The following is a 19943-nucleotide window of genomic DNA, read 5'->3' as shown; positions in this document are numbered from 1 at the left end:
TGGTTTTTTACAATCAAAAGATCGCAGCCTCGTTTCACTCGACAGCTCCTACAGGGGATTTTCGGTGTTGTCAGAATTTCAGGGCAGCAGCCTTGGCCGTCACTTCGGTGCCCTGCTGGCCGCTGGCGCTGATCAGTTGTACCTGAATTTTCTGCGTCGCCGGGAAGGTATTGAAGACGTTAGCCAGATCCAGCGTCTTCAGCGCACCCGGTGTGGCGCAGTTGAATTGGTAATGCGCGTGGATTTCGCTGTGGTCGTGGTGATGCTCGTGACCGTCCTTGTCCGCTTCATCGTCGTCATGGTCGTCGGCATCCGGTTTGTCGCCGAACAGCGGGCTTTCCAGTTCCTGACTGACCACTTTGCACCCGGCAGCGGCGGGCAGGCTGAACAGAGTCAGCGGTTTTTCCAGTTGCGCACGGGCAGCGGCGACCTTGGCCTTGTCGGCATCCGAAGTGGCGACGTGCTCGAAACCGACGAGGTTCATCGCCGGGCTTTCCAGCTCAAGCTCCAGCGTCTGGCCATCGAGCGCGACGTTCAGACGGCCCACGCCATGTTCATGCGCGCCGAGGCTGCCGTGTTCATGATCGTGATCGTGGTCATGCTCATCGGCCGCGTGGGCGATGGCCAGCGGCAACAGGGCAAACGGCAAAGCGAGCAGCAGACGACGCATGGCGGTCTCCGGGAAGTAAAGTGAAGAGTTTGTTATGTAATCTTATAACGAAAGTGCGCAGAGTTTGCCCGTGCGCTTGGCGTTGCACAAGTCCCGTGGGAGCATGCAGGTCAGAAATATGCGGGAGCGAACTCAATGTTGCGGATACGCGGAACCGTCGGCGACGTGCCGGTGGACTTGACGGTAGAACTGGATGACAACGACTGGGCGAAGCTCGGTTCGGCGTTGAATGGGCAGGCGCCGCTTGCTCAACCTGAAGCAGCAGCGGTAGCCCCGGCAGTGAAACCGCTGAATCAGGACGATGCGTTTTGGCAGGTGGCCAAGGATCTGTTGCGCAAGGCCGGGCAGCTCAGCGGGCCGGACCTGCTTGATCAACTGGAAGGGCTGACCGGCAGCGCGCTGGCAGGCAAACGCTTGCTGGTGCGTTTGCGCCATAGCTCGGACGTGAAAGTGGTGAGCGGCGGGGATACGCCGCTCTACAGCTGGATCGAATGAACCGCAAAAGATCGCAGCCTGCGGCAGCTCCTACATTGGAATGGAGTACACCCCTGTAGGAGCTGCCGAAGGCTGCGATCTTTTGATCTTAATAAAGCGCCGCAAACATTTTGCGGCGGTACACCGTCACCAGTGGATGATCATTGCCCAGCAGCTCGAACACCTGCAGCAAGGTTTTGTGCGGCAGGCCTTCGCTGTAGCTGCGGTTGCGGATGAACAGCTTCAGTAGTGCATCCAGCGCCGCTTCATACTGCTGGCGAGCGAGCTGCTGAATCGCCAGTTGATACACCGCCTCATCGTCCTGCGGATCTTTCGCCAGACGCGCTTTCAGATCGGCGGCATCCGGCAGGTCACGCGCCAGGCCGAGGAACTTGATCTGCGCCTTGGCGCCGGCCAGCGCAGCCTTGTGCTCATCGCTTTTGACCGCATCCAGCACGGTTTGCGCTTCATTCAGTTCGCCGCGCTCAGTCAGGCAACGCGCGTAGAGGATCAGCGCCTTGGCGTTTGTGTTGTCCTCAGTGAGCATCACCACCAGCGCCGCTTCGGCATCGGCGTAACGCCCGTCATCGAACAACGCCTGTGCCTGTTCGAACGGATCGGCCGCGGCCGGTGGCGGCATCTGCACGTGCGGCTCAAGCAGGGCGCGCACGGCGGATTCCGGTTGCGCACCGGCAAAGCCGTCGACCGGTTGACCGTCCTTGAACAGCACCACGGTCGGCAGGCTGCGAATACCGAAACGGGCGACGATGTCCTGCTCGATGTCGCAGTTGACCTTGGCCAGCAGCAATTCACCCTGATAGCTTTCGGCAATGCCTTGCAGCATCGGCATCAACGCCTTGCACGGCGCACACCATTCGGCCCAGAAATCCACCAGCACCGGTTTGTTGAAAGAGGCCTCGATCACCGACTGGTCGAAATCGGCCGTCGTGGCGTCGAAGATGTACGGCGTTTGCTCACTCATGGGGGATCTCGTCAAAGCATGGATGGGGCAACTATACGGCTTGGCGGGGGGTGGCCGGAAGGCAGAGATGTGTTGTCTGGCAGGACGCCTTCGCGAGCAGGCTCGCTCCCACCCTGGAATGCATTCCCCTGTGGGAGCGAGCCTGCTCGCGAAGCTTTTAATCAGCGCCGCGCATGGTAAAGGCTGACATGCCGAAATTCCTCAGGCTCCGCCAGATCCGGCAAGGTCATCGCCTCAAGCATCTCGATGCGCTCATACAATGGATGGCGAAAATCCCGAACCCGCGAATCCGCCACCAGCGCTTCTCTTCCACGGCTCAAAAAAGCATCGAGCAACGGCAGATTCGCCCGGTCATACAACACGTCCGCCACCAGGATCAGATCGAACCGGTCCGGCTCGGCAAAGAAATCTGTTGAGTAATTCATTTGCACATCATTGAGCTCGGCGTTCGCCTTACACGCGGCAATCGCCAGCGGATCAAGATCGCACGCCACCACCTCCAGCGCTCCAGCTTTCACCGCCGCAATTCCGGCAATCCCGGAACCGGCGCCAAAATCCAGCACGCGCTTGCCGCGCACCCACTCGGGAAATTCCGCCAGATAACGCGCCACCGCCAGACCGCTGGCCCAGCAGAAACCCCAATACGGTGGCTCGTGCAGAATTCGCTGAATTTCTTCCTGGCTGAATTGGCGATCCATGTTGTCGCCATCAATCAGCCATAGCTGTAAATCAGTGTCCGGCAACGCACAGACCTTGAGTCTGGCGTCGCCGAGCAATTCACCTAACGCCTGTTGCAGATCGAGCGGTGCATTCATGGTGCTTTGACAAATTGCAATTGGCCCAGCGCCTGAGTGGTCGGCTGGCTGATGGTTTGCGACGGCAGGTGCAGGATCAACTGGCCGGACTGGCTGGCGCGGCCACGCAACTCAACCCGCGCACCGGCGGGGAAGGCGTCCGGGTTGAAGCGCAGGCGGAACGGCAGAATCTGGTTGTTACCGATCAGGCTGGAACTGGCGAGCAATTGTTGCGGGCGATCCTTCTCATCGATCACCAGCAACGCCAGTTCGACTTCGGCGCCAGCCGGCACGCCTTGCAGGGTACCGCTCAGTTCACGTTGATAGGCCGGCAGCGGGCCAAGTTCGGCAGCCTCTTTGGCTTTTTTCTGCGCTTGCTGCGGCGCCGGGCCCGGCGTTGGCGGCTGGGGCTTGGGTGCATCGCTGCCACAGGCCACCAGCAGGCTGAAAAGACTGAGCAAAACGAGCGGACGTAACGGCATTGGATGCTCCGGCAAAATGAAATCCATGGATCAAACGATCATGCCGTTCTGTATACCGCAAAGCCTATGGCTTGTCTTGCCACCGGGATGCGCTACCATGGCCCTCCCTTTTTTTGTTGCCAGCCACCATGCACTGTCCCTTCTGCGGTGCCAACGACACCAAGGTCATCGACTCGCGTCTGGTCGCCGAGGGCGAGCAGGTGCGCCGCCGGCGTGAATGCCTGGCCTGCGGCGAGCGTTTCACGACGTTCGAGACGGCCGAACTGGTGTTGCCGCGCCTGATCAAAACCGACGGCAGCCGCCAACCGTTCGACGAAGAAAAACTCCGCGCCGGCATGCAACGCGCACTGGAGAAACGTCCGGTGAGCGTCGAGCGCCTCGAATCCTCTCTGGTTCACATCAAGCACAAGCTGCGCGCCACCGGCGAGCGCGAGGTCAAATCCCTCGTGGTCGGCGAACTGGTGATGGCTGAATTGCAGAAGCTTGATGAAGTCGCCTACATCCGCTTCGCCTCGGTATACAAGCGCTTCCAGGACCTCAACGAATTCCGCGAAGAGATCGACCGCCTCGCCCGCGAGCCGGTGAAAGAATGACCGCCGTCGCCGAGCAGGCCATCCTCGACGCCCACTTTATGGCCCGTGCGCTGGAACTGGCGCGCAAAGGCCACTACACCACCCATCCCAATCCTCGGGTCGGCTGTGTGGTGGTGCGCGATGGGCAGATTGTCGGCGAAGGCTGGCATGAGCGCGCCGGCGAACCGCACGCCGAAGTCCACGCCCTGCGCGCCGCCGGTGAACTGGCCCGAGGCGCCACCGCTTACGTGACCCTTGAGCCGTGCAGCCACCATGGCCGTACGCCGCCGTGCGCCGATGCGCTGGTGAACGCCGGCGTCAGTCGTGTCGTGGCGGCGATGCGTGATCCCAATCCGCAAGTGGCGGGACGTGGTTTACAGCGCCTGGCCGATGCCGGCATCGCCACTGAAAGTGGTGTGCTGGAAGCCGAGGCGCGCCAGCTCAACCAAGGTTTTCTGAAACGCATGGAGCACGGCTTGCCGTTCGTGCGGGTCAAGTTGGCCATGAGCCTCGACGGGCGCACGGCGATGGAAAGCGGTGAGAGCCAATGGATTACCGGCCCGGCCGCACGTTCGGCCGTCCAGCGTTTGCGCGCTCAGGCCGCCGTGGTCCTGACCGGTGCCGATACCGTGCTGGCCGACGGTGCGCGCTTGACTGTTCGCGCTGACGAACTCGGTCTGGACAGCGAGCAAACCGCGCTGGCCATGAGCCGACCGCCGCTGCGCGTGTTGATTGACGGACGCCTGCGGGTGCCGCTCGATGCGCCGTTCTTCAAGGCCGGCCCGGCGTTGGTCGCCACCTGTGTCGCAATCGAAGAGCAATACGCTCACGGTCCCGAGTGCCTGATCGTGCCGGGTGATGACGGTCAGGTCGATCTGCATCAGTTGCTGATTGAATTGGCCAACCGTGGCACCAACGACGTGCTCGTCGAAGCGGGCCCACGTCTGGCCGGCGCGTTTGCTCAGCTCGGTCTGGTCGATGAGTTCGTGATCTTCATTGCCGGCAAGTTCCTCGGCTCCACGGCGCGTCCATTGCTGGACTGGCCGCTGGCTTATATGAAGGATGCGCCGGAGCTGAAAATCACTGAAATTCGCGCGGTGGGCGATGACTGGCGAGTCACTGCCATCCCTGTCCTTTCGCCGAGCGTATAATTCCCGGCCATCGTTATTACGCTGGCTTAGTTCTCAAGGAGAACCCCATGTTTACCGGCATCATCGAATCCATCGGCAGTATCCGTGCACTGACCCCAAAGGGCGGTGATGTGCGGGTCCACGTCGCCACCGGCAAGCTCGACCTGAGCGACGTCAAACTCGGCGACAGCATCGCGGTCAACGGCGTCTGCCTGACCGCCGTTGAACTGCCGGGCGACGGCTTCGCGGCCGACGTCAGCCGCGAAACCCTCGACTGCACCGCCATGAACGACCTGAAAAGCGGCAGCCCGGTCAACCTGGAAAAAGCCCTGACCCCGACCACCCGTCTCGGTGGGCATCTGGTCAGCGGCCATGTCGACGGTGTCGGCGAAATCGTCTCGCGCAGCGACAATGCCCGCGCCGTCGAATTTCGCATCCGCGCGCCGAAAGAGCTGGCCAAGTATATCGCCCATAAAGGTTCGATCACCGTCGACGGCACCAGCCTGACCGTGAACGAAGTCGATGGCGCCGAGTTCATGCTGACGATCATTCCGCACACCCTGAGCGAAACCATCATGGCGTCCTACAAGCCAGGTCGCCGGGTGAACCTGGAAGTCGATTTGCTGGCGCGTTATCTGGAGCGTCTGCTCCTCGGTGACAAGGCTGCAGAGCCAAGTGCTGGCGGTATTACTGAAAGCTTTCTAGCCGCCAATGGCTACCTCAAATCCTGACTGAAGGGGGTGCCTTGTGGCGCTCAATAGCATCGAAGAACTGGTTGAAGACATCCGCCAAGGCAAGATGGTCATCCTCATGGATGACGAAGACCGCGAGAACGAAGGCGACCTGATCATGGCCGCCGAATGCTGCAAGGCCGAACACATCAACTTCATGGCCAAGCACGCCCGTGGCCTGATCTGCATGCCGATGAGCCGCGAGCGCTGCGAACTGTTGAAGCTACCGCTGATGGCGCCGCGCAACGGTTCCGGCTTCGGCACCAAGTTCACCGTCTCGATCGAAGCGGCCGAAGGCGTGACCACGGGCATTTCCGCCGCTGACCGCGCGCGCACTGTCCAGGCGGCCGCTGCCAAGGACGCCAAGGCTGAAGACATCGTCAGCCCGGGCCACATCTTCCCGCTGATGGCCCAGGCCGGCGGCACCCTCGCTCGCGCCGGTCATACCGAAGCCGCTTGCGACCTCGCGCGCATGGCCGGTTTCGAGCCGAGCGGGGTGATCTGCGAAGTGATGAACGACGACGGCACCATGTCCCGTCGCGCCGAACTGGAAGCGTTCGCCGCCGAACACAACATCAAGATCGGCACCATCGCCGACCTGATTCACTACCGGATGATCCACGAACGTACCGTTCAGCGGATTGCCGAGCAGCCACTGGACAGCGAACTGGGCCAATTCAACCTGGTGACCTATCGTGATTCCGTGGAAGGCGACGTGCACATGGCGCTGACCCTGGGCACTGTTTGCGCTGAAGAACCGACGCTGGTTCGTGTGCACAACATGGACCCGCTGCGCGACCTGCTGATGGTCAAGCAACCGGGCCGCTGGAGTCTGCGCGCCGCGATGGCTGCGGTTGCCGAGGCGGGCAGCGGCGTAGTGCTGTTGCTCGGTCACCCGCTCGATGGCGACGTGTTGCTGGCGCATATCCGCGAAACCGGTGATCAGGCCGCGCCGAAAAAACCGACGACTTACAGCATCGTCGGTGCCGGTTCGCAGATCCTGCGTGACCTCGGTGTGCGCAAAATGCGCCTGATGTCCGCACCAATGAAATTTAATGCGATATCCGGTTTCGATCTGGAAGTTGTAGAATACGTGCCCTCCGAATAATGACCGGTTGTTTCCGGACTCCGATTCGCGGCAAATAAATCACTGAGGGACGCGTAGCAGACGCGTCCCGGCTCTTTAAGAGAACTGACGAATGACCCTGAAGACCATCGAAGGTACCTTCATCGCCCCTAAAGGCCGCTACGCTTTGGTAGTGGGCCGCTTCAACAGCTTCGTGGTTGAAAGCCTGGTCAGCGGTGCAGTTGATGCCCTGGTTCGCCACGGCGTGAGCGAAAGCGACATCACCATCATCCGCGCACCTGGCGCCTTCGAAATCCCGCTGGTTGCGCAGAAAGTCGCCCAGAAAGGTGAATTCGCAGCGATTATCGCCCTCGGCGCAGTCATTCGTGGCGGTACTCCGCACTTCGAATACGTCGCAGGCGAGTGCACCAAGGGCCTGGCCCAAGTGTCCATGGAGTTCGGCGTGCCGGTTGCCTTCGGCGTCCTGACCGTTGATTCCATCGAGCAAGCCATCGAACGTTCCGGCACCAAGGCCGGTAACAAAGGTGCCGAAGCTGCCCTGTCCGCTCTGGAAATGGTCAGCCTGCTGGCACAGTTGGAGGCCAAGTGATTAGCGACGAAAGCGATCGTTTCAACCCGCGCGAACCGCGTCCAACCGACGCCGGCAAGCCTTCGAAAAGTGAAAAGCGCCGCGCTGCCCGTCAGTTGGCGACTCAAGCGTTGTACCAGCGCCACATGGCCAGTACTTCGCTGAACGAAATCGAAGCGCAGTTTCGCGTCGACAACGATTTCACCTTCGCCGATGCCAGCTACTTCCACGACATCCTGCACGGTGTTCCGGCCAGTCTGACCGAGATCGACACCGCGCTGGCGCCGTGCCTGGACCTGACCATCGAAGAGTTGGACCCGGTTGAACTGTGCGTACTGCGCCTGTCGACCTGGGAACTGCTCAAGCGTGTCGACGTGCCGTATCGCGTTGTGATCAACGAAGGGATCGAACTGGCGAAAGTCTACGGTTCCACCGACGGTCACAAGTTCGTCAACGGCGTGCTCGACAAGCTGGCCCCGCGCCTGCGTGAAGCTGAAGTGAAGGCGTTCAAGCGCTGAAACGCGCTTGATACTTCAATGGGCGAGTTTGAGCTGATCCGCAATTTCTTCGCCGCCGCGCCTTGTGCGCAGGGCGGCGAAGGCGTTGCGCTGGGGATCGGCGATGACTGCGCCTTGCTCGCTGTGCCCCCCGGGGAACAGCTGGCGATCTCTACCGATACGCTGGTGGCCGGTGTGCATTTCGCCGACCCCTGCGATCCGTTTCTGCTCGGTCAGCGCTCGCTGGCCGTTGCGGTCAGCGATCTGGCCGCTATGGGCGCCTCGCCCGTTGCCTTTACCCTTGCCCTGACTGTACCGACGGTGACCGCCGATTGGCTGCAAGCCTATGCCCGCGGTTTGAACCGCATGGCGCAGAGCTGCGGCGTTGCGCTGGTCGGCGGCGATACCACGCGCGGGCCGTTGAGTCTGACAGTCACCGTGTTTGGTCGAGTGCCGGCGGGTCAGGCATTGACCCGCAGCGGCGCGAAACCGGGCGACTTGCTCTGTGTCGGCGGTGAGTTGGGTAATGCGGCCGGCGCGCTGCCGCTGGTGCTTGGTCAGCGTGACGCCGAGGCTGATATCGCTCAACCGCTGCTCGATCATTACTGGTCGCCACAACCACAACTTGCGCTTGGCCAGGCCCTGCGTGGCAAAGCCACAGCGGCGCTGGATATCTCCGACGGCCTGCTCGCCGACTGCGGCCATATCGCGCTGGCGTCGAAGGTGCGACTTGAGATTGAACGCGAGCGCGTGCCGCTGTCGGATGCATTAGTAGCGTTTCTCGGTCAGCGCGGCGCCGAGCGTGCGGCGCTGAGCGGTGGCGATGATTACGTGCTGGCGTTCACTCTACCGTCCGTCGAGTTGCCGCCGCTGCTGGCCAATGGCTGGCCGATCCATGTGATCGGTCGCGTCGCAATGGGGCAGGGCGTAGTCTTGCTGGACCGCGAAGGGCACGACATCACCCCGCAAATCCGGGGCTATCAACATTTTCAGGAGACACCGTGACAGATCACCCGAAACAGGTTCCGGCCGAATTCGTTCCGCCGTCGGTCTGGCGCAATCCCTGGCATTTCCTCGCGTTCGGCTTTGGTTCCGGCACCTTGCCCAAGGCGCCGGGCACGTGGGGCTCGCTGGTTGCGCTACCCTTTATCCCGTTGTGGCAGATGCTGCCCGACTGGGGTTACTGGCTGATGCTCGGGATTACCATGCTGTTCGGCTTCTGGCTGTGCGGCAAAGTGGCTGACGATCTGCGGGTACACGACCACGAAGGCATCGTCTGGGACGAAATGGTCGGGATGTGGATCACCCTGTGGCTGGTGCCGGAAGGCTGGTACTGGTTGCTCGCGGGGTTTCTGGTATTCCGTTTCTTCGACATTCTCAAGCCGTGGCCGATTCGCTGGATCGACCGGCACGTGCATGGCGGCGTCGGCATCATGCTCGACGACGTGCTGGCCGGTGTGTTTGCCTGGCTGGCCATGCAGGGTCTGGTGTGGATTTTCACCTGATTCCAAGGGATATCAGGGGCAAGTGAGGGGACTAGGGATGGCTCGACGCTGGTTGGCGGTGGTGTTTTTTGCTTTGCTGGGCACAGTGGCCGGTGCGCAGGAAGCTGCGCCGACGCCGGCAGTCATCCATCTGGCCAGCGAAGACTGGGAAGACTACACCGCCGCTGACGGCCACGGGCTGGGTTGGGACGTGCTGCGCAAAGTGTTCGAACCGGCCGGGGTCAAGCTGGATATCCGCAGCGTGCCGTACACCCGTTCGGTCGGTCTGGTGCAGTTGAAGGAAGTCGACGCGCTGGTTGGCTCCTATCGCGATGAAGCCGAGCAGGTCCTGTATCCGCACTGGAATTTTGATTCCGACCACATCTATGCGTTGGGTCTGGCGAGCAATCCTTCGCCCACCCAGGCGACGCTGGGCAAGTATCGGCTGGCCTGGGTGCGCGGTTATCGCTATGAAAACTACCTGCCGAACATCAAGCGTTACAACCAGATCGAACGCCGTACCGGGATTCTGTCGATGCTCAAGCAGGGGCGGGCGGATTACTACATCGATGCGCTGACCGAAATTGAATCGGTGGTGAAAACCGCAGCTGATCCGGCGCAATATCGCTATTCGCACCTCGCCGAGTTGCCACTGTTTCTCGGCTTTGCCGACACTCCAAAGGCACGGGCGCTGATGGCGCTGTATGACCAGCGTATGGAGCAACTGGTGAAGAGCGGCGAGTTGAAGCCAATCTTCGAGAAGTGGAAACAGCCGTATCCGTTCACTACCGGCGCGACGAACCCCCTGTAGGAGCTGCGGCACGCTGCGATCTTTTGATCTCGATCCTAAAAGCCTGATCAAAAGATCGCAGCCTCGTTTCACTCGACAGCTCCTACAGGGATCCATGTCGACCGGGTAGTTATCAAACTTTTTGATCGTTATGCCCGATAATTCAGCCTAAGCGCCGGTAGGAACCTGCTGTTACAATGCCGGCCTGCGAATTTTCAGACTCTTTAGATCAGGAGCACACCGGTGCCTGTCGTCTTTGTCGCCGCTTCCAAGCTGCCAACGCCTTTTGCGCAATTCACCATGCACGGTTTTCTCGATGAAGCCACCGGCCGCGAGCACGTCGTGCTGAGCCTGGGTGAAATTGCTGACGGTGCCCCGGTACTCGGCCGTTTGCACTCCGAATGCCTGACCGGCGATGCCCTGTTCAGCCAGCGTTGCGACTGTGGCTCGCAACTGGAAGGCGCGCTTAAAGCCATCGCCCGTGAAGGCCGTGGCGTGTTGCTGTACCTGCGTCAGGAAGGTCGCGGCATCGGCCTGCTGAACAAGATCCGCGCCTATGAGCTGCAGGACGGCGGCGCCGACACCGTTGAAGCCAACGAACGTCTGGGCTTTGCCGCTGACCAGCGCGACTACGCCATGTGCCTGCCGATGCTTGAGCATCTGGGCGTGAAATCCCTGCGCCTGATGACCAACAACCCGCGCAAGGTCAAAGCCTTGACTGACATGGGCATCACCGTTGCCGAGCGCGTGCCGCTGCACACCGGCCACAACCCGCACAACAAACTGTACCTGGCGACCAAGGCCAGCAAGCTCGACCACATGATGGGCAACGAGCATCAGGGCGAGGTCGATCGCGCGTGACGCGGGGTCAGGTGCGGCGCCGGTTGTCAGTCGATTGGTGGAAATACCTCGCACTGGCGCTGCTGCCGCTGTTCGTACTCAACGCGTTGTTCGGTCAGGGCGAAGGCATTCTGCCGGTGCTGGCGATGCCGTTGTTCATTGCCGGTGTCGCGTCGATGTTTGTCAGTCTGAAGTTTTTCGGCCGTTATAAACATGCGCTGATCGCCACGCAGAAAGCCCTCGATACCCCTGAAGAACCCGGCGCCTGGATCGCTCTCGCGGCGAACCGTCGCTCGGCGTTTCTCGCCGCAGCCTTACCGGCGTGGATCGGCGCACTGGCAGTGTTCGTTGGTCTGGAGGCGGTGCCATTGATGCTGCTGGCGCTGTCCACAGCGGTGCTGTTTTACCTCTACCGTATCCCGCGTCAACTCGGCTGATGCGCCGTCTCTGGCTGGCGGTTCTGCTGCTGGCCGTCAGTGGCCCGGTGCTGGCAAGCCTGCGGGTGGTCAGCTTGGCGCCGTCGCTTTCTGAAATTGTCGTTGAACTGGATTCGGCCGATCTGTTGGTCGGCGTACTGGATGCCGGCGAGCGTCCTGCTGAAATTGCCAGCGTCCCCTCTGTCGGCCGCTATGGCCAACTCGACATGGAACAGCTGCTCAGCCTCAAGCCTGATTTATTGTTGCTGTGGCCCGGCAGCGTCGGTCCGGCGCAGCGTGATCAACTGAAGCGTCTGGGCATTCCGACCTTTGTCGCTGAACCGCATTCCTTCAAGCAACTCACTGCCCAGATAGAAGCTATTGCCACGCAATTGGGACGACCGGAGCGTGGGGTGGCGCGAGCGACCGAACTGCGCAAACAACTCGCAGAACTCCGCCAGCGCTATCGCCGCGATGTGCCGTTGCGGGTCTTCTATCAGGTGTGGGACAAGCCGCTGTACACCGTCGGTGGCGGGCAGATCATCAGCGATGCGCTGGAGGTATGCGGGGCGCGGAATGTGTTCGCTGACCTGAGTCTGCCGGCGCCGCAGGTGAGTATTGAGGCGGTGTTGCAGCGTGATCCTGAAGTGATTCTGGCGAGTGATCAGGTGCAACTTGATGCGTGGAAGGCCTGGCCGCAAGTGGCGGCTGTAAAACAGCAGCAATTACTGCTGGTCACCGACAAAGGACTCGAACGCCCAAGCGGCCAGATGATCAGCGCCACCGCCAAGCTCTGTCAATTAATCGCGCCTGACCGCTGAAGTCGGGATGACTTCTTCGCGAGCAAGCTCGCTCCCACAGGGGATTGCGTTCCAAATGTGGGAGCGAGCTTGCTCGCGAAGGGGGTAGTCATGTCACCGAAGGTTTCAGATCAAAACTCGGGGGTCCATGTCATCCCGAACATCCACACCCGACCTTCCTCGCGATAACCATACTGGCTGCCGTCATAGCTGTAGTTCGCGCGGCTGTAACCCTTGTCGAAAAGGTTATCCACCTTCAGATCCAGCTTGATCTCGCGATTCAACGCCCAACTGCTGCGCAAGCCGAACAGCGCATAGCCGCCCAGCGCCTGCGTATTGTCCTTATCGTCATAACTGCTGCTGACCGCCTGCCAACTGGCACCGAGGCTGACTTGGTCAAACTGTCGATCCAGATCCCAGCTCAACGTGCGCCGTGCGCGACGCGCCAATGTGTGGCCGGTATCGCGATCGCGCGGGTCGATGATCGCTACGCCCAGGTTGCTCTGCCAGTCGAACAGTTCCTGCTTCAGCGCTGCTTCAAATCCGTTGATTCGCGCCGCAGCCACGTTCTCTGGACGTGAGTTGCTGCCGAAGATGATCGCGTCTTCCAGGTCGGTTCGGTAAATCGACGCTTCCAGCCGGCTGCTGTCGCTTAACTGACTGCGCCATTGCAGCTCGTAGCTTTTCGAGGTTTCCGGTTTCAGATCCGGGTTGCTGTACTGGGGGTAATACAGGTCATTGAAGGTCGGCGCGCGGAAGCCTTCGCTATAGCTCAGCAACAGATCATTGTCGGGGTTCAACGGCAGGGTAAACGTGCCGCTCCAAGTGTTCTGGCTGCCGAACTGCTGGTTATCGTCATGGCGCAGGCCCAGCTCGGTGGAGAAGCTGTCGGCCTGATAACGGTGCTGGATGAATGCTGCGCGGTTCCAGCGGCTGTCTTCATCGAACGCGGTGCTGCTGTTGACTCGGTCTTCGTACCAGTCGCCACCGAGGATCAAGCTGTTGCGCGCGTCCAGTGTCAGGTCGTTCTGCCAGTTCACCGAGTTGCGGTAGGTGTTGAACACCGTGCGCTCGTCGCTGAGCTTGTCGAGGGTCTTCTCGCGGTTTTCGGTATGGCCAAACTCGATGCGGGTTTTCCAGATCTCGTTGACCCGGGCATCGACGTAACTGCTGACGCTGCTGACGTTGAAATCGCTGTAGGGCTGCTGCTGGTAGGACTGATCCGTCGCGAAGTCATATCTACCGAACGGGTTGTCGAACTCGCCCTTGCCACGGTTATCCAGCAGATTGGCGCCGACTTCGATGTCGTCGGTCAGTGCATGGCTGAGGCTCAGGCTGACGGATTTGTTGCGGTAGGCGTCATGATCGCCATCACTTGGATATGACTCGTGGGTACGGTCAATTCCGGCGGTTTCATCAAGACTGGCGCCGAGGTTGAAGCGGGTTTTCTCATCACCGCCGGACAAACCGAGGCTGCGCTCCCACGTCTGGTTGCTGCCGAAACCGACGTGCATGCGCGGCTGTAAACCTTGCCCGGTGCCGCGCCGGGTGAAAATCTGAATCACCCCGCCAATCGCATCGCTGCCGTAAATCACCGAACGCGAACCGCGCAGCACTTCCACCCGCTCGATCTGCTCGATATTCAGATGTTGCAGGTTACTGTCGCCGGAAGTGGAACTGCCGATGCGCTGGCCATCGACCAGCACCAGGCTCTGCGCCGACTGCGTGCCGCGAATGTAGATCCCCGGCAGACTGCCACGTCCGCCGGCCTGCGCCACCTGCACACCGGGTACGCGACGCAGCAAATCCGGAACGTCGCTCGGCTGCAGGCGGTCGATGTCTTCGCGGGTGAATACCGTGTTGGCGGCGCTGCTATCGTTGCGCGCTTCGACCTGGCGGTTGGCTGAGATCAACATGTCCGGCAGTTTCAGTGACTGATCACGTTCGAAGTTGTCGGCGAGGGCGTTGGCGGATGGCAGCAGGAAGAAGGGCAGGGCGAAGCGCGAGAGGTTCATCGGGCAGTCCGTTGATGCGTAGGGCGAATTCAATTTTGAAAGTTCATAAACCACTGTGGGAGCGAGCTTGCTCGCGAATACGGTGTGTCAGTCAAAAATGAGTCGACTGACAGTCCGCTTTCGCGAGCAAGCTCGCTCCCACAGGGTGTTGCACTGCTATTGCGATTACTTGTTGAGCAACTCCAGACGCTCACGAATCGACGCTTCGATCCCGGCCTCATCCAGCCCGCATTCGGCCAGCATCTGCGCAGGCTTGGCGTGCTCGACGTAGATATCCGGCAAGCCCAGATGCAGCATCGACTTGAGGATGTTCTCGCGTGCCAGAAACTCGCTGACCGCGCCGCCGGCACCGCCCATGATCGCGTTCTCTTCGATGGTCACCAGCAACTCGTGGCTGCCGGCAATCGCGCGCACCAGCGCTTCATCCAGCGGTTTGACGAAACGCATGTCGACCACTGTCGCATCAAGCTTCTCAGCAACTTTCAGCGCCTCGGCCAGCTGCACACCGAACACCAGCAAGGCGACTTTGCTGCCCTGACGACGGACGATGCCTTTACCGATTTCAATCGGCTCAAGATCTTTCTCGATGGCCGCATTCGGGCCGCTGCCACGCGGATAACGCACAGCCGCCGGGCCATTGTAGAGGTGGCCGGTGGTGAGCATTTTGCGCAGTTCGTTTTCATCGCTCGGGGTCATGATGACCATGCCCGGGATGCAACGCAGGTACGACAGATCGAAGCTGCCGGCGTGGGTCGGGCCGTCTTCGCCGACCAGACCTGCACGGTCGATGGCGAACAGCACGTCGAGGTTCTGCACCGCGACGTCATGCACCAGTTGGTCGTAACCACGCTGCAGGAACGTCGAGTAGATCGCCACCACCGGTTTGGCGCCTTCGCAGGCCATGCCGGCAGCGAACGTCACCGCGTGTTGCTCGGCAATCGCCACGTCGAAGTAGCGCAGCGGGAAGCGTTCGCTGAACGCCACCAGATCCGAGCCTTCCTTCATCGCCGGGGTGATCCCGACCAGACGTGGATCGGATGCAGCCATGTCGCACAGCCACTCGCCAAACACCGCCGAGTATTTCGGCCCGCTGGCTTTCTTTGGCGCGGCGGCCGGAGCGTCCAGCGGTTCGAGTTTGGTGATCGCGTGGTAGCCAATCGGGTCGACTTCCGCCGGGGCGAAACCTTTGCCTTTCTTGGTGACGATGTGCAGGAACTGCGGGCCCTTCAGATCGCGCATGTTGCGCAGGGTGGCGATCAGGGTTGGCAGGTCGTGGCCGTCGATCGGGCCGATGTAGTTCCAGCCCAGCTCTTCGAACAGCGTGCCGGGGACCAGCATGCCTTTGGCGTACTCTTCGGTGCGGCGGGCGATTTCCCAGGCGCCGGGCAGACGTGACAGGACTTTCTTGCTGCCTTCACGCATGCTCGCGTAAGTACGGCTGGAAAGGATCTTCGCCAGATAATTCGACAGACCGCCGACGTTGCGCGAGATCGACATGTCGTTGTCGTTGAGGATCACCAGCATGTTGGCGTTGACCTCGGGCGCATGGTTCAGCGCCTCGAAGGCCATGCCGGCGGTCAACGCGCCGTCGCCGATCACCGCGATTGCCTTGCGATCACTGTTCTGCAGGCGGGCGGCAATGGCCATGCCCAGCGCAGCGCTGATCGATGTGCTGGAGTGGCCGACGCCAAAAGTGTCGTACTCGCTCTCGGCGCGACGCGGGAACGCGGCAATGCCGTCCTTCTGGCGCAGGCTGCCCATGCGCTCGCGGCGTCCGGTGAGGATCTTGTGCGGATACGCCTGGTGACCAACGTCCCACAGCAGACGGTCGTCTGGCGTGTCGAAGACGTAATGCAACGCAATGGTCAGCTCGATCACGCCCAGGCCGGCACCGAAATGCCCACCGGTCTGGCCGACCGTGTAGAGCAATTCCAGGCGCAACTCATCGGCCAGGGTTTCCAGCTCGGCTTCGCCTAACCGGCGCAGGCCGTCCGGCGTGTTCGCGCGGTCGAGCAGGGGCGTGGTCGGGCGCTTGCGGGGAATCTCATGAAACGTCGTGGGCATCAGGCGAATCGTTATAGGTATAGAAGATGCGGCAGTTTACCTGATGCATCGCCCCCTGCCCACGCGTTGGTCTTTTTTGACCGATGGCTGCTCAGTGACGCCGCTCGACGATATACCGGGCCAGCTCGCGCAACGGCTCGGCGGCCGCGTCAAACGGTCGCAGGGCGTGCAGGGCCTGATCGCGCAGTTCCAGGGCGTAGGCCTTGGCGGCGTCGAGACCGAGCAGCGCCGGGTAGGTCGGCTTGTCCCGAGCAATGTCGGCACCCTGGCGTTTGCCGAGGGTGGCGGTATCACTTTCGACGTCGAGGATGTCGTCCTGCACCTGAAAGGCCAGGCCGATGGCTTGTGCATAAGTCTGCAGGGCCTTGAGCTCATCCTTCTCGGCGCGGCCGCTGGCCAGGGCGCCGAGTTTGACGCTGACTTCGATCAGCGCGCCGGTCTTGTGCCGGTGCATCTGTTCGAGGGCTTTCTGATCGAGTTTGAGGCCGACCGAGCCGAGGTCGATGGCTTGACCGCCGACCATGCCGGCCGGGCCCGCAGCCTGGGCGAGGGCGGTAACCATTTGCAGGCGGATGTCGCTGCTGCAATCGCTCAGGCGTGGGTCGAGCAGGGCGCTGAAGGCCAGGCTCTGCAAGCCATCACCGGCGAGAATCGCGCAGGCTTCGTCGAATTTCTTGTGGGTGGTCGGCTGGCCACGACGCAGATCGTCGTCGTCCATCGCCGGCAAGTCGTCGTGAACCAGCGAATAGGCGTGGATCAGCTCAACCGCGCAGGCTGCGCCGTTGGCTTGTTCAGCCTTGCCGCCGAGCGCTTCGCACGCCGCGTAGGCAAGCAACGGACGCACGCGTTTGCCGCCGTTCATCACGCTGTAGCGCATGGCTTGGTATAGCCGCGCCAGCTCCGGCAGCGGCGCATTGAACAGGGTTTCCAGCGCCGCGTTAACCCGGGTCTGGCTGCTCGCCGTATACGCCGCAATCATTCTGGCTGTTCCGCGTCGAAGGGTTCCTCGGCGAGTTCGCCATCGCGCTCCAGCAGCACTTGCACCTTCTGCTCGGCCTGCGCCAGCGCTGCCTGGCAATCACGGGTCAGACCGATGCCCTGCTCGAAAGCGGTCAGCGAGTCTTCCAGCGACAATTCACCGTTCTCCAGACGCTCGACCAGTGTTTGCAGGTCGGCGAGGGACTGTTCGAAATCCAGTGCAGCTTTTTTGCGGGCCATGGCGGCGATTTCCGGTTGACGTTAAACCGGCGCGACACTAGCAGATAGGGGGGTTATGGGCAAATGAGCGGGCCGGCTCCCAAGGACAGAAATGGCTCTGTGCTGGGTGAGATTAATGTGTAGCACTGTCGGGATAGTTGATCTGATAGCGGGTGCTACGACCCCCTCCCGGCAAGCGTTGCAGGCAACCTTTGTCCAGCAACTCTGCCAGATGCCGGGTCGCTGTAGCCTTCGACACTTTCGCCACCGCTTGATATTGCCCGGCACTGATGCCGTGCTCAAAGCCCCGCTCGCCGCCGTCGAGCAGACGATTGAGCACTTTGACCTGCTCCGCCGAAAGTTCGGACTCGCGGTGTGCCTGCCAGAAACGCGTCTTGCCCAGCACGCTTTCAATGCGGGTGATGGCTTGTTGCAGACTGCGTAGCAAGGTTTGCAGGAACCATGTGAGCCACTCAGTGATATCCAGCGTGGCTTTCTGGCTCGATTCCAGAATCCGATAGTAGCCGGCACGATCATCCAGAATGCTCGCCGACATGGCGTAGAAACGGATGGCTTTCGCTTCGCCCTGTGCCAGCGCCAGATCAGTGATGGTGCGGGTCAGGCGACCGTTGCCATCGTCGAACGGATGCAGGGTGACGAACCAGAAGTGGGCGATGCCCGCACGAAGCATCGGGTCCAGTGCTGTCTGATGCTGGCTGGCCTCGAACCATTGGAGAAATTGCTCGAGCTGCTGTTCAAGACCTTTGCGAGGTGGCGCCTCGAAATGAACCGTTGGACGATCGATGCGACCCGATACCACCTGCATTGGCTGGTCACCGCGTAGCGCGCCCACATGCATTGAGCGCGCAGTAAGGTCTGCCTCTTGATCGGGAAACAGCCACTGGTGCCATTCCTGCAAGCGTTCCAGCGTCAACGGTTCGGCAAATCGACGGGTGGCATCAAGCATGAGTTGCGCCAGACCTTCACTGCGTTGGCTGACTTTATCGCCGTCGATCAACTCCAGACCCAATCGTTGCGCCAGCGACGACCGTACGGAGCCAACATTCAGTTGCTCACCTTCGATGGCCGAAGACGTCACGATATTCTGCAAAAGGGCATCCAGTTCGGTCTGAGCCCCCAAAGAGTCGCCTACTGAACCGGCCATACCCATCAACTGACCTTGCGCCTGCACACACTCGCGCAACAACGGTGTCAGGCGTTCTGCCTGCCAGTTGAAGTCGGGCCAGTCGGGCTGCTGCCAGATCCAGTGAGTTGTCATTCGTTGCCTGCCTTGAGTCCGTGAGCCGAATAGAAAAGCTATTCGGCTCATTTTGTGAGCCGAATATGACGTCTATTCGGCTCACCGTCCACCGCGTTGGCTTGATTCCTACAGCAACAGCACATGTATCCGATTGTTAAAAAACTGCCAAATGGCTAATCTTCGCGCCTTCTACGACCCGATAGTCACGGGTCTTTCAGACGAAACGCAGTTTTCACCGCTGTGAAGTACCGAGGATCGGGTGCAAGGTTTCGTTCAGGCATGGCAGGAGGCATCACATGCGTTCATTTCTTTGGCTGCTGATCGGGTTGGCCTGCGCGCCCGCGCTGTGGGCCGCGCCGACGGCCGAGTTGTCGGAGCCGGTCGGTGGCTGGCGCTATCACGGCCTGCTCGATCGCACGGAAAATCCGCAAGTCGCCTATCCCACGCCGCCGATTGATCGCGGCATCCAGCGCAATCGCACGATGATCCAGGGCCAGCTCAAGGCCATCGGCCATATGCGCCCGCCGCACAGCCTCGCGGTGAATGGCAACCCATTGAATCTGTACACCGACGACCAGGGCCGTTTCGCCCGGCCGTACGCGTTCGGTGCCGGCTCCAACAGTGTCGAAGTGATCAGCGCCGAAGGCCAGTCGCTCAAGCGTGTGCAATTTTATGAAGCAAACAATTTGCGCACGCCGGCGCGTATTCGTCTTGTCCTGGGGTGGGACGATCCGAAAGCCGAGCTCGATCTGCACATTGTCACGCCCGACGGTCAGCATGCGTTCTGGGCGCAGCCGGCGCTGAGCAATGGCGGTGGTCTCGACCCGGACGGCGTCGATGGCCCCGGCCCGGAAATGTTCACCATGACTGCGCCGCTGCATGGCACCTATCTGGTTTACGTCAACTATTGGGGCAACTTCGGCAACGGCGGCTATAACTTCGAGGAGACCAGCAACCAGAACGAGGTGATCACCTCGCAGATCACGCTGGTGCTCAACGAAAACACCGTCGACGAAAAACGCGAGACGTTCATCGTGCCCCTACGGGCGATCGGTGATCTGCTGCTGGTCAAGACTTTCAACTATTAAG

Annotated in this window: 23 protein-coding genes; 14 read left to right on the top strand and 9 right to left on the bottom strand. The window is 61.0% G+C overall.

Features of this window, described 5'->3' with window-relative positions:
• Positions 1 to 70: 70 nt before the first annotated feature.
• Positions 71 to 670 carry a DUF2796 domain-containing protein gene (locus tag ACWR1S_RS09730; RefSeq protein WP_454563326.1) on the bottom strand — a complete coding sequence of 200 codons (600 nt, stop codon included), beginning with the start codon at positions 668 to 670 and terminating at the stop codon, positions 71 to 73.
• A 135-nt stretch (positions 671 to 805) separates the two neighbouring features.
• On the opposite strand from ACWR1S_RS09730, the gene ACWR1S_RS09725 reads away from it, so the two are divergent.
• On the top strand, positions 806 to 1165 hold the full coding sequence (locus ACWR1S_RS09725; protein ID WP_454563325.1) for a hypothetical protein: 360 nt from the start codon (positions 806 to 808) through the stop codon (positions 1163 to 1165).
• Between the two features lie 88 nt (positions 1166 to 1253).
• Here ACWR1S_RS09725 and trxA read toward each other — a convergent pair whose 3' ends face one another.
• The 3 genes from trxA to ACWR1S_RS09710 form a co-directional block, all read right to left on the bottom strand.
• Complete coding sequence (gene trxA, locus ACWR1S_RS09720) at positions 1254 to 2126, bottom strand: thioredoxin (RefSeq protein WP_454563324.1); 873 nt, start codon at positions 2124 to 2126, stop codon at positions 1254 to 1256.
• A 161-nt stretch (positions 2127 to 2287) separates the two neighbouring features.
• Positions 2288 to 2941 (bottom strand): class I SAM-dependent methyltransferase, encoded by a 654-nt coding sequence (locus ACWR1S_RS09715; protein ID WP_454563323.1) that lies wholly within the window; start codon positions 2939 to 2941, stop codon positions 2288 to 2290.
• Positions 2938 to 3402 (bottom strand): YbaY family lipoprotein, encoded by a 465-nt coding sequence (locus ACWR1S_RS09710; protein WP_053124259.1) that lies wholly within the window; start codon positions 3400 to 3402, stop codon positions 2938 to 2940. The genes ACWR1S_RS09715 and ACWR1S_RS09710 overlap by 4 nt, the downstream gene beginning before the upstream one ends.
• Positions 3403 to 3530: 128 nt before the next feature.
• Between ACWR1S_RS09710 and nrdR the strand changes: the two genes are divergently transcribed.
• From nrdR to ACWR1S_RS09650, 12 genes are all read left to right on the top strand, one after another.
• Positions 3531 to 3995, top strand: coding sequence for a transcriptional regulator NrdR (gene nrdR / locus ACWR1S_RS09705; protein WP_007910946.1), 465 nt, complete (start codon positions 3531 to 3533; stop codon positions 3993 to 3995).
• Positions 3992 to 5125 (top strand): bifunctional diaminohydroxyphosphoribosylaminopyrimidine deaminase/5-amino-6-(5-phosphoribosylamino)uracil reductase RibD, encoded by a 1134-nt coding sequence (gene ribD / locus ACWR1S_RS09700; RefSeq protein WP_454563322.1) that lies wholly within the window; start codon positions 3992 to 3994, stop codon positions 5123 to 5125. Before nrdR ends, ribD begins: the two co-directional genes overlap by 4 nt.
• A 47-nt stretch (positions 5126 to 5172) precedes the next feature.
• Positions 5173 to 5835 (top strand): riboflavin synthase, encoded by a 663-nt coding sequence (locus ACWR1S_RS09695; protein ID WP_150694725.1) that lies wholly within the window; start codon positions 5173 to 5175, stop codon positions 5833 to 5835.
• A gap of 16 nt (positions 5836 to 5851) precedes the next feature.
• The gene (gene ribBA / locus ACWR1S_RS09690; RefSeq protein ID WP_322844959.1) at positions 5852 to 6943 is read left to right on the top strand and encodes a bifunctional 3,4-dihydroxy-2-butanone-4-phosphate synthase/GTP cyclohydrolase II; all 1092 of its coding nucleotides are present in this window, start codon (positions 5852 to 5854) and stop codon (positions 6941 to 6943) included.
• 91 nt (positions 6944 to 7034) lie between these two features.
• The gene (gene ribH / locus ACWR1S_RS09685; RefSeq protein ID WP_003228649.1) at positions 7035 to 7511 is read left to right on the top strand and encodes a 6,7-dimethyl-8-ribityllumazine synthase; all 477 of its coding nucleotides are present in this window, start codon (positions 7035 to 7037) and stop codon (positions 7509 to 7511) included.
• On the top strand, positions 7508 to 8008 hold the full coding sequence (gene nusB, locus ACWR1S_RS09680; protein WP_034153728.1) for a transcription antitermination factor NusB: 501 nt from the start codon (positions 7508 to 7510) through the stop codon (positions 8006 to 8008). The genes ribH and nusB overlap by 4 nt, the downstream gene beginning before the upstream one ends.
• 18 nt (positions 8009 to 8026) lie before the next feature.
• On the top strand, positions 8027 to 8992 hold the full coding sequence (gene thiL / locus ACWR1S_RS09675) for a thiamine-phosphate kinase (RefSeq protein WP_454563321.1): 966 nt from the start codon (positions 8027 to 8029) through the stop codon (positions 8990 to 8992).
• Positions 8989 to 9492 (top strand): phosphatidylglycerophosphatase A family protein, encoded by a 504-nt coding sequence (locus ACWR1S_RS09670; protein WP_217830218.1) that lies wholly within the window; start codon positions 8989 to 8991, stop codon positions 9490 to 9492. Before thiL ends, ACWR1S_RS09670 begins: the two co-directional genes overlap by 4 nt.
• Positions 9493 to 9529: 37 nt before the next feature.
• On the top strand, positions 9530 to 10282 hold the full coding sequence (locus tag ACWR1S_RS09665) for a substrate-binding periplasmic protein (RefSeq protein WP_454563320.1): 753 nt from the start codon (positions 9530 to 9532) through the stop codon (positions 10280 to 10282).
• A gap of 222 nt (positions 10283 to 10504) precedes the next feature.
• Positions 10505 to 11122 (top strand): GTP cyclohydrolase II, encoded by a 618-nt coding sequence (gene ribA, locus ACWR1S_RS09660; protein ID WP_016984117.1) that lies wholly within the window; start codon positions 10505 to 10507, stop codon positions 11120 to 11122.
• Positions 11119 to 11538, top strand: a complete 420-nt coding sequence (locus ACWR1S_RS09655) for an MFS transporter (RefSeq protein WP_454563319.1) — start codon at positions 11119 to 11121, stop codon at positions 11536 to 11538. Before ribA ends, ACWR1S_RS09655 begins: the two co-directional genes overlap by 4 nt.
• Positions 11538 to 12338 (top strand): cobalamin-binding protein, encoded by an 801-nt coding sequence (locus ACWR1S_RS09650; RefSeq protein WP_454563318.1) that lies wholly within the window; start codon positions 11538 to 11540, stop codon positions 12336 to 12338. The genes ACWR1S_RS09655 and ACWR1S_RS09650 overlap by 1 nt, the downstream gene beginning before the upstream one ends.
• A 110-nt stretch (positions 12339 to 12448) precedes the next feature.
• On the opposite strand, the gene ACWR1S_RS09645 is transcribed toward ACWR1S_RS09650, so the two are convergent.
• The 5 genes from ACWR1S_RS09645 to ACWR1S_RS09625 all read right to left on the bottom strand — a co-directional run bounded on the left by ACWR1S_RS09645 (position 12449) and on the right by ACWR1S_RS09625 (position 18872).
• Positions 12449 to 14332, bottom strand: a complete 1884-nt coding sequence (locus tag ACWR1S_RS09645) for a TonB-dependent receptor domain-containing protein (protein WP_454563317.1) — start codon at positions 14330 to 14332, stop codon at positions 12449 to 12451.
• A gap of 165 nt (positions 14333 to 14497) precedes the next feature.
• A complete protein-coding gene (gene dxs / locus ACWR1S_RS09640) occupies positions 14498 to 16396 on the bottom strand; it encodes a 1-deoxy-D-xylulose-5-phosphate synthase (RefSeq protein WP_454563316.1) in 1899 nt (632 codons plus the stop codon).
• Positions 16397 to 16487: 91 nt separating this feature from the next.
• A complete protein-coding gene (ispA, locus tag ACWR1S_RS09635) occupies positions 16488 to 17375 on the bottom strand; it encodes a (2E,6E)-farnesyl diphosphate synthase (RefSeq protein WP_454563315.1) in 888 nt (295 codons plus the stop codon).
• Positions 17372 to 17614, bottom strand: coding sequence for an exodeoxyribonuclease VII small subunit (locus tag ACWR1S_RS09630; RefSeq protein WP_003228627.1), 243 nt, complete (start codon positions 17612 to 17614; stop codon positions 17372 to 17374). Before ACWR1S_RS09630 ends, ispA begins: the two co-directional genes overlap by 4 nt.
• 112 nt (positions 17615 to 17726) lie before the next feature.
• On the bottom strand, positions 17727 to 18872 hold the full coding sequence (locus ACWR1S_RS09625) for a Fic family protein (RefSeq protein WP_454563314.1): 1146 nt from the start codon (positions 18870 to 18872) through the stop codon (positions 17727 to 17729).
• A 278-nt stretch (positions 18873 to 19150) separates the two neighbouring features.
• On the opposite strand from ACWR1S_RS09625, the gene ACWR1S_RS09620 reads away from it, so the two are divergent.
• Positions 19151 to 19942 carry a YfaP family protein gene (locus ACWR1S_RS09620; RefSeq protein ID WP_422608331.1) on the top strand — a complete coding sequence of 264 codons (792 nt, stop codon included), beginning with the start codon at positions 19151 to 19153 and terminating at the stop codon, positions 19940 to 19942.
• The last annotated feature ends 1 nt before the right edge of the window (position 19943 follow it).

Source organism: Pseudomonas sp. AIG, from assembly GCF_977020205.1.
This window is presented reverse-complemented; position numbering and strand designations above follow the sequence as displayed.

Excerpts from the sequence above, each read along its gene's own strand:
- ispA (WP_454563315.1), bottom strand. The coding sequence starts at position 17,375 with ATGATTGCGGCGTATACGGCGAGCAGCCAGACCCGGGTTAACGCGGCG.
- ACWR1S_RS09620 (WP_422608331.1), top strand. The coding sequence starts at position 19,151 with ATGCGTTCATTTCTTTGGCTGCTGATCGGGTTGGCCTGCGCGCCCGCG.
- ACWR1S_RS09725 (WP_454563325.1), top strand. The coding sequence starts at position 806 with ATGTTGCGGATACGCGGAACCGTCGGCGACGTGCCGGTGGACTTGACG.
- ACWR1S_RS09630 (WP_003228627.1), bottom strand. The coding sequence starts at position 17,614 with ATGGCCCGCAAAAAAGCTGCACTGGATTTCGAACAGTCCCTCGCCGAC.
- ACWR1S_RS09710 (WP_053124259.1), bottom strand. The coding sequence starts at position 3,402 with ATGCCGTTACGTCCGCTCGTTTTGCTCAGTCTTTTCAGCCTGCTGGTG.
- ribH (WP_003228649.1), top strand. The coding sequence starts at position 7,035 with ATGACCCTGAAGACCATCGAAGGTACCTTCATCGCCCCTAAAGGCCGC.
- thiL (WP_454563321.1), top strand. The coding sequence starts at position 8,027 with ATGGGCGAGTTTGAGCTGATCCGCAATTTCTTCGCCGCCGCGCCTTGT.
- ACWR1S_RS09625 (WP_454563314.1), bottom strand. The coding sequence starts at position 18,872 with ATGACAACTCACTGGATCTGGCAGCAGCCCGACTGGCCCGACTTCAAC.
- ACWR1S_RS09695 (WP_150694725.1), top strand. The coding sequence starts at position 5,173 with ATGTTTACCGGCATCATCGAATCCATCGGCAGTATCCGTGCACTGACC.
- trxA (WP_454563324.1), bottom strand. The coding sequence starts at position 2,126 with ATGAGTGAGCAAACGCCGTACATCTTCGACGCCACGACGGCCGATTTC.
- ACWR1S_RS09730 (WP_454563326.1), bottom strand. The coding sequence starts at position 670 with ATGCGTCGTCTGCTGCTCGCTTTGCCGTTTGCCCTGTTGCCGCTGGCC.
- ACWR1S_RS09715 (WP_454563323.1), bottom strand. The coding sequence starts at position 2,941 with ATGAATGCACCGCTCGATCTGCAACAGGCGTTAGGTGAATTGCTCGGC.
- ribD (WP_454563322.1), top strand. The coding sequence starts at position 3,992 with ATGACCGCCGTCGCCGAGCAGGCCATCCTCGACGCCCACTTTATGGCC.
- dxs (WP_454563316.1), bottom strand. The coding sequence starts at position 16,396 with ATGCCCACGACGTTTCATGAGATTCCCCGCAAGCGCCCGACCACGCCC.
- ACWR1S_RS09665 (WP_454563320.1), top strand. The coding sequence starts at position 9,530 with ATGGCTCGACGCTGGTTGGCGGTGGTGTTTTTTGCTTTGCTGGGCACA.
- nrdR (WP_007910946.1), top strand. The coding sequence starts at position 3,531 with ATGCACTGTCCCTTCTGCGGTGCCAACGACACCAAGGTCATCGACTCG.
- ACWR1S_RS09645 (WP_454563317.1), bottom strand. The coding sequence starts at position 14,332 with ATGAACCTCTCGCGCTTCGCCCTGCCCTTCTTCCTGCTGCCATCCGCC.
- ACWR1S_RS09650 (WP_454563318.1), top strand. The coding sequence starts at position 11,538 with ATGCGCCGTCTCTGGCTGGCGGTTCTGCTGCTGGCCGTCAGTGGCCCG.